Below are 12,433 nucleotides of genomic sequence, written 5' to 3'. Positions count from 1 at the left end.
TACGCTTATATCTTCGCTCCTCATTCGTAATTCGTAATTCGCAATTCGTAATTCTAATAAAACGGGTTCTGCTCCATATTCGGGTTTGCCAGCATTTCATTCAGTGGTATCGGATAGCGGAAGTCGCGTTTTTCATTACAGGAGCGGACTTCCACAGGTACGGGGTTGCCGGTGGCGGGATCTACGGCGCCATATACCTGACCATTCATGACTTTGCTCAGGATACCCCAGCGACGGATATCGTAAAAGCGCGCTCCCTCAAAGGCCAGCTCCGACATACGCTCACGGCGTATCAGCTCCCGCAGTTTATCTGCTGTATTGTACCTGGAAACATCAACTACGGGCATGCCTGCACGCGTACGGATATCATTGAGATACCTGATGATATCAGGGTTCTGCCAGTCGCCCAGCTCTACCAACGCTTCTGCATAATACAGCAGCAACTCCGCATAGCGGATAATCATATAGTCCAGAGAAGGACTCGCCGCATTTCTGTCTTTAGGATCCAGGTATTTCCTTACCCAGAAGCCAGTGGCCGTACTGTTTAATACGCCGATACGATCGCTGCCCTCTGCCGCAAATGGACGCAGGGTATCTTTTTCATAGATCTGTCCGGGTACCAGTACAGCGGCCGCCAGCCGCGGATCGCGGTTATTTTTGAACAATGGATCTTTCTGATAGATGGCGGCGGAATCTGCCCCCAGCTCTGTCAGCGTTTTTCCCTGCAGGGTTTCAAAATTATTAACCACCAGCATGGTAGGAGATACGACCGTCTGCCCGCCTACACCATACGGTGCAAATGTTCTCCAGGCTGTGCCGCAGCCGCCATCACGGAAAAATATTCTTTCCTTATTCAGCTCACCGGCATAGGTGAACAGTTCGGCGAAGCTGTTGACTTTAGCATTATTACTGCGGTACAACGCATACACATTCTGATCAATGACTTTACGGGCGGCCATCCTGGCGGTTTCATATTCCCGGTAGAACATCGCCAGCTTACATATCAGCGACCAGCATACGCCGGAAGAAATACGCCAGGCCTCATTGTTGTTGTATACGTCCGGCAGATGCGGCGCACAGGCTGTCAGCTCGCTGATAATAAAATCATAGACTTCCTTTTCGGTATTACGGCGCGTATTGCTGTTACCGGGAGATAAAGAAGTAGTTACAATAGGAATACCTCCGAAAAACATCATCATCTCCATATGATAATAAGCGCGCATAGCCCTTGCTTCATACTTGTAGCGGTCTTTCAGTGTAGAATCCATGTAGCAGTTGTCAACATTCTCCAGGAAACGGCAGGCACGGCGGATATCCTTGTAATCATCCTGCCAGAGGCTCAGCGCAACACCCCAGCTGCTGTTCTGCAATCCTTTGGCATAGGCTTCATAGGCGCCGCGGGAATCCTGGCGGGCTACCGCTTCGTCACTGAGCGCTGACAAAAACATCAGCTGACGGCCGCTGGAGCCACCAGGCAATCCGGCATATACAGAGCCTAATGCCCCTGTGGCATTCGCTTCTGTCTTCCACCAGGTTTCATCTACTACATTCACGGGATCATCGTGCGTGAGAAATTTCTCACAGCTGCTGGTCATCAGCATAATGGCTATAAGTGATAGTAAAAATATTTTTTTCATACACTCCGTTGTTAAAGTTGAATATTGATACCTGCGATGAAAGCCTTCATGATACCGTATGTCCACTGATCGCCCTGGCTTTCCGGATCTGTTAGTTTCAGCCGGGTAAAGGTGAAGGGATTCTGCGCGTTCGCGTAAAAACGCAGCCCGCGGATGCCTGCTCGTTTGAGAAAAGCCGCTGCTGTGTTATAACCCAGCTGTATATATTTCACGCGTAGGTAGGCGGCATTCTGTAACCAGAAATCAGATGATAGTTTATTGTTGGCCGGCAAAGTATTTAATCGCGGAAACGCAGCATTGGTACGGGTTGGCGTCCAGTAGTTATCAGCATAGTAACGGGTAGGCACGCCTCCGTCCTTACTGTTATCCATAGGTAATGCCAGCATACCTTCGAGTACGGCATCTGATTTACCTGCGCCCTGCAACAAAAACTCCAGATCGAAATTTTTATAGGCTATGCGGAAATTGGCGAAATAATTCAGGCGGGGTACCGGATTACCGATCATGGTCTGGTCTGCGCCGTCAATCAATCCGTTGGCATTCAGATCCAGGTATTTGATATCACCCGGTTGTGCTCCCGGCAGTACCGGCACCAGGGGGTTGCCGTCTTTATCATAATCATGCTGCTGTAATAGTCCTGCTGTTTTATATCCGAAGTAGCTTTTGATGGCGCCGCCTTCCTGATTAATGGTAGTAGCATCTACATAAGGCCCGTTCAGCAATGACAGGATCGTGTTCTTATTATAGGTAACACCCGGGCGGATGGAAATATTGAGATGCTTCCTGATGGTACCGTTATAGTTAAGCGATGCCTCCCAACCTTCGTTCCTCACTTTACCGGCATTGACCGGCACCTTGCCTTCAAAGCCGCCGGTATAGGACAGGGGCGGATTCAGGATAATATCTTTCGTCAGCTTGTTATAATAATCCACTACTATCTCCAGCCTGTTGTTAAACAGTCCGAGGTCCAGACCTATATCCGTCATATTCACCGTTTCCCAGCTGATACCGGGATTTCCGTAGCTGCTTTCGAGGCCGCTGCTGCTGTTGATGGTGGTCTGATACCTGTAGTAACCGATATCTTCATTACCTAACGAACCGGTGGAGGCGCGCAGTTTCATATTGCTCACGGCAGGCAGTGCGGACATAAATTTCTCCTTATGAATATTCCATCCCAGCGCGATGGAAGGAAAGAAGCCGTACTTATGTCCTTTCGCAAAATTGGAAGATCCGTCCATCCTCCCTGTTAACTCCAGCAGATATTTGTCCTTGTAGGAATAATTCAGTTTAGCATAGGTAGACAGAATTGTTTTGACATAGAGATAGGTACCCGCTGCACTGGCGCTGTTGTTACTTTCTTCCTGGGAATAACCTGCCATTAAAAAGAAGTGATGATCTTTCAGATCATAGGTATAGTCTGCATTTGCACCGATATAATAGTAGGTAGTGCGTGCCTGTATATAAGCGCGTTGCTGTGTCCATGTCTGTAACAGCTGTCCTGTATAATAATCGAAGAAGTTATAGTTATCGCGCAGGCTGCCCAGCAGATCGCTGTTGAGGCGATAGCTGAATTGTCCGCGCAGATTCAGTCCTGGCAGTACCTCCCATTTAGGTTGCAGGTTAATGCTGGATTGTCCGTATTCATTAATAAATCTTCCGCCTTTCTCTGCATATGCCAGTGGATTAACGATGTCCACATAACGTCCGTAAATATCTGCTGCTCCTTCTTTCTGCGGATATTTGGGAAGAATGGTAGGCGGTACACGGAAAACATCTTCCAGCAGGCGTGTGCCGTCATGTCCCAGGGTGCGGTTAGGTAGTAGTATATTGCGCTTGATGGCCAGCAGGTCCATGTTGACCTGAAAATTTTTGGCGAGGGAGATGGTGGTGTTGGCGCGGATATTATATTTTTTGTTGCTGGTTACTGGCGTCATCCCTTCCTGGTACTGGTAGTTGGCATTGAGTGCAAAACGCGCCAGGCTGTTACCTCCGCTCACTCCCAGCGAGTGACTGGTAATAGGGGCGCGTTTGTTCACAATTATTTTCTGCCAGTCGGTATTCGGATATTTCACCGGGTCAGTACCGGCGATGGTCTGCTGAATATCTTCTTCCGAATATAATGGCGGCTTACCGGAGTTCACCATTCCTTCGTTGTACATGCGCATGTACTGTGGCGCGTCTACCAGTGCGGGCATGGCAGTGGGCGACTGAAAGCCATAGTATCCGTCGTAGCTGACGGCCACGCGCCCGGGCACCCCTCTTTTGGTGGTAACAAGTATAACGCCGTTGCCTGCACGCGCGCCATAGATGGCAGCGGCGGCCGCATCTTTCAGCACAGTCACGCTTTCTACCGTCAACGGATCTATGAAATTCATGTCCATCGGTACGCCGTCAACCAACACCAGCGGATTGGAGCCATTCAGCGTGCTGATACCGCGTATCTTGATAGTAGCGGCATCGCCGCCGGGCAGGCCGGAAGCCTGGCTCACCTGCAAACCGGTCACACCGCCCTGTAAGGATTGAGAGATGGTGGTGACCGGCTTTCCGCTCATGGCGGATTTTACGTTCAGCGTAGCTACGGAGCTGGCTATATGTTTACGCTGCTGCTCTGTAAGCCCCACTACTACTACTTCATCGAGAGACGATACTTTTTCCTTCAGGGAAACAGACAGGGAAGTATGGCTGCGTAATACGTCAAACTCGGTGGGGGCAAACCCCATAAGCGAGAAGACCAGCACTGCATTTTTAGGCGCCTGAATGGTAAAGTAGCCGTCAGCGTCCGTGGTGGTGCCACGGGATCCGCCTTTCACGCTGATGGTAACACCCGGCAGCGATACCGGTGGTTCGTGCGTGTCATATACGCGGCCCTTGATGGTAAGCAGGCTGTCATCCCGGTGGCGCTGCATCTCCCGTGGCGGCTGCTCTGCCTTCGGAACGATGGCTACCTGGTTGTCTACAATCCTGTATCCCAGCGCCGTAGCCGCCAGCGCTCTGTCCAGCACTTCTACCAGCCGCTTGCCGCGGAGGTGCAGGGTGATGTTTTTCTCTGCCTTTATCAGGTCATCTTTGTAAAAGATACGCCAGTTGCTTTGTTCCTGTATCTGCCGGAAGAGTTCAGACAGTGGCCCGTCTGTAACCTTCACATGCAGGGGCGTATTCTGTGAATAGGTGGTACCGTAGGCACTCATCAGTCCTACAAACAAGAGGATCATTATTAGCCGCATAACATGCCATAGTTGGGCAGGCGCTTTGATACGCCGGCAAACGTAAAATTTTTGCATACATTTGACTGGTTTAATTAATGAAAATAGTTAGCCTGGCGGCCTGTCTGCAGGCTGCCACCCGCCGGAAGATGTTGCACCATCTTCCGGTTTTTTTTCCGGCCTTTTACTGATATTTACCTGGTTCTGAAAATGATTTTGTTCTCCCGTTCTTCATACTTCCCGGAAGTGGAAGCAGCTATTATATCCAGTACGTCATTCATTGTTCCTTTTAAGTTCAGTTTACCTGAAAAAGTTTCTCTTCCTGACCGTGCATCTGTTAATATTGGTTGATTGTAGTATCGCGACAGCTTCTTCAGTATCTCCGACAGCGGCATATGTGAGGCGTCGATCATTCCGTCTTTCCAGGAGGTGAATGCTGCGATGTCCACTGCGCCTACTTCCATATCGGCCTGTGCGCTGATAACCGCGCGGTGACCGGGCTGCAGCTGTACCGGTGCTTTATCTGTTCCCCTGCCACGGAAAGCCTTCAGCTGAACGCTGCCGCTGGCCAGCACAATCTGTGTACTGTTATCATCTTTATAGGCACTGATGTTGAAAGCGGTACCCAGCACGGCAACCTGCATATCTGCGGCATATACGCTGAAAGGACGGGCGGCCTCCTGCTGCACATCAAAGTAGGCTTCTCCCTCCAGCAGTACTTCCCGCTTGTTTTTGCTGAAGACCGCCGGATAAACAAGCCGGGAGCCTGCATTCAGCCACACGCTGGTACCATCTTCCAGCTGCAGTACAGCGATGTTGCCATAGGGAACAACGAGGGTATTGAATACAGGTTTATCTTCTTTCAGCTGCTGGCTGACGCGCTGCGAATCTATCTGCAGACTGCCGCCACTACCGTGATAAGTGATGCTGGCGCGGTTATTCCGGATCACCAGTTGACGGTTATTACCCAATATCATTCTGGTAAGGGCGCTGTCTCCGGAAAGCGGCTGCTTCTGCGCAGCAAAGGCCACCAGGGAGGGTATGGATTCCTTCCGGGACTGGTACCACCAGATGCCGGCACTGATTACCAGCAGTAATATAGCCGCTGCTTTCAGCAACTGCGGCCACCAGCGACGGGTGGGAACAGCTGTCATACCGGTAGCTATTTTTTGCCACAGCGCTGCTTTCTCCCCATCAGGAAGCTGTTCGTTACCGGAGGCCCTGACAATCGCCAGCATTCTGTCACGCTGCAGTGCTCCGGATGCTTCCGGCATCCCGTCTTCTTCATGATCGTGATAATTATTGCCATTGTCCATAAAATAGTTTACCCTCTCTTTAACAGAGTATCGTTTCCTCGTTTTATAGACGCAAAAACAAAATTATTTTAAAAATTTTTCAGACATGCCAGCAGCAGCAGGCCGAAAGCCGGTACAGGCGAAGCATGCAGCTCCTGGCGCAGCTGGCGGATGGCGCGGTAAGCCAGGGTACGGCAGGTAGGAACAGTAATCTGCATCAGTACCGCTACTTCTTCATAGGATAGTCCGCAGTTATACTTCAGGTAAAGAATCTCTTTCTGTCTGGCCGGCAGCTTGTTCATCTCCACAGCCAGCCGCTGCAGTACAGCCTGCTCTTCTTCGCGGGCAATCAGTTTACTCTGTACATCCTGCGCCTCAAAGGTAAGCTGGAAAAGGGGTTCAGCACCTGTCATATCTTCGCGTAAAGACAGGAAGGAAGATTTTTTATGTGCTGCTTTCAGCCGCCGGCGGAAAGATACCAGCAGGTAGAATTTTATATTCACCTGCGGCGCCAGGTTCTGCCGCTGCGTATACAGGTCGGCAAAGAGATCGTGGATGCAGTCCTTTATCATCTCCTTATCCGGAAAATATCTCAATGCGTACGCATACAGCATATCAGCAGCCGCTTCATACAATATGCTGAAAGCCTGCTGATCGCCTGCTCTAATGTTTTGCCATAACGTTTCTTCATTAACGCCGGATAGCTTCATCGGATAATGATATTAAGTGCAGATCGGGTATCAGGCTTTAAGGTACAAAACCAGGTATGAAATTAAAAATACAAGGGGGGAGTTTGGGCAAGATTTCATGTAATATTAATTACGAATTACGAATTGCGAATTACGAATGTAACCCGAAGATAAAAGCGAAGACCGAAGCGATAATACTATCAAGTATTTGCTTCGGTCTTCGCTTTTATCTTCGGGTTACATTCGTAATTCGCAATTCGCAATTCGTAATTCGTAATTCTCATTAGAAATCGTAGTTCTCATTAGAAATCATAGAACTGCCGCGATCGGTTAATCCTCAGATCCCGTAAAATGCCGGCTTTCGGATTAATGGTAATGCTGAACTGGCGGAAGCTACCGAATGGTATCAGGTTGATTGACATCTGCCAGCAGTGCAGGTCGCGGGAAATATACATGTTCGTATAGGCGATCTGCATATTGGTGAAGTCGAAACCGCTGTTCAGGCCGATCTTCCATTTGGGTGTAAGACTGAAATCGCCATTAAAGCTGACGTATTGTGTAATACGTTTTACGACCCCGCCGGAGTCAACAATGATGTTATTCGTATAGGACAGGCTGTAGGAAAGATCCACACGCCAGGGAATATCGAAGTCCACATACTCTCCGGGATTGTTGCGCACCATCTGGAGCTGGCGCTGCTGCGCCTGGAAGGCGGCATCGGCGCTCTGCATGTTTTCCAGGGAGTCAAGCCGCTGCTCTTTATCCTTGCTCTTCTTATCCTTTGACTGGAAAGAGGTACTGAGGGAGATAGTAGCGTTGGTGAGGCGGCCCAGACTGAACTTACCGGCCTGCCAGGCGAATTTTTCTATCCTGTGCCCGCGGGCATCTGTTACATAAGGATCTACGCTACCGTTGGCAGAGATATTCACTTTATCGAACAGGTTGGTACGCGCATACAGGCTGAAGGTAGAGAGCTTGAAGGAATCTGCCATGAAGTTATAGTTACCGGTGATACCGAAACCATCCAGCAGTTTCACTTTCTTCTCATGGTTGCCGGAGGTGTCTTTCCGGGAAAATACCTTCATCTCCAGGTTATTGTCTATCCCGAAGTTAAGACCCGCAAACGTTCCTGCCTGCGGCACCCCGACGATACTTCCGTCGAAATAGGAAACACGGGCTATATCCCCTGCTTTGTTATAACGGTAGGAATAGTAGTACGCACTGGAGAAATCAGGTGTATAGGTAGCGCTGACAGTAGGGCGCATCACGTGACGGATGGCCTTTACCTTGGAGTGCTTGTTGAAACCATACATGCCATACACGGCGGTAGACAGGGAGGCGCTGACACTCAGGCTGCGGGCAGTATAAAAACCGCTGGCATAGGCAGTATCCACGCCGCCAAAAGTAGTATCGTTGATGCGTTTTCTGTCATCCCAGCTGCGGATCAGTTTTTTCGTATACCAGTACTCGTTATAGTTGATACTTGGTGAAAACGTCAGGGTTTTCAGCACCGGAACGGAAAACGAGATAGGGATGCTGTGCTGCATACCGGACTGCATAGCATCGAACATAGCCTGCTTGCCAAACAGCGAATCCTTGAAGTTGGCCTGGTTACGCAGGCTGGTATTGTAGGAAACCCCGATTTTCTGGTACCATTTGGGCGAGCCTACCAGTTCCTTTGGCTGGAAAGGATAGATGGTGTTCACGGTGAACGTTGCATCCGGGAAGGAGATAGACACATCACGGGTGCTGAGGTTCTGTGAGTGGGTAAGGCCTACCGTCAGGTTATAGGGCTTGCCCTGCCATGCCTTGGAAAAGCTGATGGAGGAACCGATGTTATTGTTTACACGGGTATTGTAGTCAAAAACATTATACCTGTTGTAGGACGATGTTCCGAAGTTCACGCTGGCGCCGAAGTTCACACCGGGACGCGCTTTACTGTCCATGCTGTGGTTCCAGGTAACGCGGAAGTCACGGGAGGACTGGAACTCGGATTTCACGGACGGGTCGCCGAAGCGGGTATTGGCAAAGCTCAGGTTCATACCTCCGCTGTAGCGGTAGCGTTTGCGGTAGGTAGGGCTGGCCGTGAGGCTCCAGCTGCCGTAGGAGTAAACATCACCACGCAGGGTGAGGTCCATATGCTCCCCCAGGCCCAGGTAGTAGCCGCCGTTTTCCAATCCCATCCCCTTCTGCTGATTCACCACATACTGCGGAGGCAGGATACCTGACCGCTGTCCCTGTGTAATCGGGAAAATGGCAAACGGAATGAAGAGCGGGGTGGGAATCCCCATAATTTCCAGGTTAGCCGGACCGGAAATTACCAGTTTATCAGGTATAACCTTTATTTTGCGGGCCCGGAAGCTGAAGTGCGGTGTGTCCAGGTTACAGGTTGTATAGCCGTTTTTGAAACCGAAGATGGTATTATCTGCCGCTTTTTTCGTGTATTCGCTATGCACATAGCCTTCACCGTACTGGGAGCGGGTATTGTAGATCTTTGCTTTCTGAGAGGTAAAATTATACCGGAGCGTATCTGACTCGAAGCTCTGGCCACCGTCGTTCATGACCGGCCGGCCATAAAATTTGCCGGCGGTATCTTTCGCGTTGGTGGCTTCCAGTACGCCTGTAGCCTGATCGAAGTTCATTTTTTCGGCAGACAGGTCAATGGATTTATATTTCGTATTGGCTGTACCGTAAAGATAGAAGCGTTTATCAGGCACCATCAGGATGATGGAGTCTTTAGCCTTGTAGGTTACCGGCGCATCGAGTGTATCTTTGGAAATCTTCGGGATGAAGATAGTATCAACGGATACTTCCCGGGAAGTATCGGTATCCCTGAATACCTGGTTGGAATCCTTTCCCGGCCGGGTGGTGTCCCTGGATAACCTGGTTCTGCCGGAATCTTTTCTGACAACGGGAACGGTATCTGCCAAAATTTTGTTAAAAATCGGAGATACGTGTGGCCTGTTGCCACCAGATGCATCTATAATAAAGGGAACGGCGATTACCACACCTGCAAATACCAGGTATGTCTGCCGTAAAAACTTTTTATAATTATTTTTGTAGCTAGAGCTCATGAGTTAAGGCGGGCACAAACCTACAGGAAATTATACAATTTATTACAAACAGGAGCTTGTTAAGTTTGATTAAATTTACCTGCAAATACCCTTGAAACACTCATGGAGCATAGGAATTATTAGTTTAACAGATAAACATATTTTTTTATTTTTTGTGATAACAGCACCCAATAAAATGAGAATCATGCGCTGGAACCGATTTTGGATTTTAGGACTGGGAACACTATTCACCTGTACCTTTTTTATTCAGGCTAAAAACAATCCGGTGGCACGGGTTGCACCGGAACAGGAGAACCCTATCAGAACTATTGTGATTGATGCAGGACATGGCGGAGAAGACCCTGGTGCCAAGGGCAGCTACTCTACCGAGAAACAGGTAACCCTTGCCGTAGCCCTCAGACTGGGGAAGATCCTGGAAGAGAACATGCCCGATGTAAAGGTGGTGTATACACGAAAAGTGGACCGCTTTGACCACCCCACCAAAAAAGCACAGATGGCCAATGATGCCAAAGGCGACCTGTTTATATCCATCCACTGTAATTCTACCGGCAAAATCCGGAAGGTAACAGGGTATAAAACAGTATACCATAAGAAAGGGAAAAGGAAAGTAGCTACCAAGCAGGCTATCTACGCCTATTACCCCAGCAATGCCAAAGGTACCGAAACGTACATCTGGGCTACCAGTAAGAACAGCGCCAAAATGGAGTCGCTGAAACAGAACTCGGTGATCGTGCTGGACGCCAATTCAGAAGAAACCAAACAGCTGATGGATGATACCGATCCGGAAACCTTCATTCTGCTCAACACCCTCCGTAACGCCTATTTTGACCAGAGCCTCCGCCTCTCTACCCTCATAGAAGACGAGTTCACCAAAGCAGGCCGTATCAGCCGCGGCGCCAGACAACGTAATGAAAAAGGTATCTGGGTATTGTCTGCTACCGCTATGCCCAGCGTACTCGTGGAACTGGGCTTTATCAGCAATCCGGAAGAAGAAGATTATCTGAACTCCGGCGATGGCCAGCAGGAACTGGCTACAGGCATCTACAAGGCCATCAAACGCTACCGCGATGAGCTGCAGCGCTTCACCAACAGCCGCAATACGCCGTCCGGTAACGAAACCACCAGACTCCGGTCCCGCTCCGGCAACAACAAAAACACCCCTGCACCAGCCGCTGACCCATATTGCGTTCAGCTGATGGTAACAGATAAAATCTATAAACCGGGAGCTTCCATTTTCAGGAAGCTCCACGGAAATATCAACAGAGAACAAATTGTCATGAATAAAAAAAAAATGAATAAATACACCTGGGGGCACTTTAAAACAGACCAGCAAGCCTCCACCGCCGCCCGCAAAGCCCGCCGCCTCGGATTCAAAGATGCCTTCGTCACCACCTGCTGATTACTCCCCTCCCCACTGCCCCTTCACCGCACCCCGCTCCCATTGTTCTTCCTTTTTATTATCAACATTTTCTTCCGGATACTCCCCGTGCATCCTTTTTGATTATTTTTGCGTGAACGTATACGAATCTCATGCTCAAATTATCTAATGAAACCAAGGTAGGCATACTTACCGTGTTGGGTATAACTTTACTCGTACTGGGCTTTAATTTATTGAAGGGAAAGAGCCTGTTTTCGAAAAACAAAACCATTTACGCTGTATACAAGCAGGTAAACGGATTACAGCCGTCAAATGCAGTACAGGTCAATGGTCTGGTAGTAGGTAATGTTTCAGAACTGAATGTAATGGACAACGATCCTTCCAGAATACTGGTTACCATCACCATCACCAAGAAAGTGGAAATCCCCCGGAACTCCGTTGCCCGTATCAGCAGCGACCTGCTGGGCACCAAAACTGTACAGATGGACCTGGGTAACGCCAGCGAATATCTGAAAAGCGGCGATACCATCTACGCAGCTGTAGACGGCTCCATGACGGATGCGCTGAAAGAACAGATCAGCCCCCTGGTGAAAAAACTCGAAGGAACCCTCTCCAATATCGACTCCGTTTTACTCGCTGTCAGCGCTATCCTGGATACCACCGCCAAAGGTAACCTCCAGGAAACCATGCGCAACCTGAATGTGACCATGCGTAACTTCTCGCATACTTCCGCTTCCCTGAGCGGCATGCTGGACCCGCAGAAAGGTAACATACAGGCTACTTTCAACAACCTGGCAGCTGTTACAGGCAACCTGAAAGACAATAACGCTAAAATCAGCGGCATTCTCGATAACGCTAAAAAAGCAACCGACGCACTGGCCGCCGGCAATATTGACAAAACACTGCAGCAGCTACAGCAAACAGCTACCAACCTGAACGCCACCATCGCCAAACTCAATACCACCGATGGTACCGCCGGTATGCTGCTCAACGATAAAAGGGTTTACACCAACCTCCAGAATTCTCTCGGTAACCTGAACAAACTGCTGGAAGATCTTCGGGTAAATCCAAAACGCTACGTGCATTTTTCACTGTTCGGCAAAAAAGATAAAACGAAGCCACTGCCTTCTGATACCGCAGCGGCACAATAATTCGCA

The 12,433-nt window shown here is 49.4% G+C and carries 7 protein-coding genes; 2 read left to right on the top strand and 5 right to left on the bottom strand.

All coding sequences use genetic code 11. The features are described from left to right. Positions 1-53 precede the first annotated feature (53 nt). The 5 genes from GWG06_RS21135 to GWG06_RS21115 all read right to left on the bottom strand — a co-directional run bounded on the left by GWG06_RS21135 (position 54) and on the right by GWG06_RS21115 (position 9,898). Positions 54-1,637 (bottom strand): RagB/SusD family nutrient uptake outer membrane protein, encoded by a 1,584-nt coding sequence (locus GWG06_RS21135; protein WP_160715759.1) that lies wholly within the window; start codon positions 1,635-1,637, stop codon positions 54-56. An 11-nt stretch (positions 1,638-1,648) separates the two neighbouring features. Continuing rightward, positions 1,649-4,918, bottom strand: coding sequence for a TonB-dependent receptor (locus GWG06_RS21130; RefSeq protein WP_160715757.1), 3,270 nt, complete (start codon positions 4,916-4,918; stop codon positions 1,649-1,651). Positions 4,919-5,034: 116 nt separating this feature from the next. Continuing rightward, entirely contained in the window at positions 5,035-6,156 is a 1,122-nt protein-coding gene (locus GWG06_RS21125; RefSeq protein WP_160715755.1) for a FecR family protein, read from the bottom strand. A gap of 68 nt (positions 6,157-6,224) precedes the next feature. After that, positions 6,225-6,845, bottom strand: a complete 621-nt coding sequence (locus GWG06_RS21120) for an RNA polymerase sigma factor (RefSeq protein WP_127034598.1) — start codon at positions 6,843-6,845, stop codon at positions 6,225-6,227. Between the two features lie 281 nt (positions 6,846-7,126). Next, the gene (locus tag GWG06_RS21115; protein ID WP_160715753.1) at positions 7,127-9,898 is read right to left on the bottom strand and encodes a putative LPS assembly protein LptD; all 2,772 of its coding nucleotides are present in this window, start codon (positions 9,896-9,898) and stop codon (positions 7,127-7,129) included. A 184-nt stretch (positions 9,899-10,082) separates the two neighbouring features. Here GWG06_RS21115 and GWG06_RS21110 point away from each other — a divergent pair, with 184 nt between their 5' ends. After that, the gene (locus tag GWG06_RS21110; RefSeq protein WP_158631318.1) at positions 10,083-11,297 is read left to right on the top strand and encodes an N-acetylmuramoyl-L-alanine amidase family protein; all 1,215 of its coding nucleotides are present in this window, start codon (positions 10,083-10,085) and stop codon (positions 11,295-11,297) included. Positions 11,298-11,428: 131 nt separating this feature from the next. After that, positions 11,429-12,427 (top strand): MlaD family protein, encoded by a 999-nt coding sequence (locus tag GWG06_RS21105; RefSeq protein WP_127034592.1) that lies wholly within the window; start codon positions 11,429-11,431, stop codon positions 12,425-12,427. Positions 12,428-12,433: the final 6 nt, after the last annotated feature.

It is taken from the genome of Chitinophaga solisilvae (assembly GCF_009928525.1).
Lineage (GTDB): Bacteria > Bacteroidota > Bacteroidia > Chitinophagales > Chitinophagaceae > Chitinophaga > Chitinophaga solisilvae.
The sequence above is the reverse complement of the archived record's forward strand: the minus strand, read 5'-3'. Positions and strand labels throughout refer to the sequence as shown.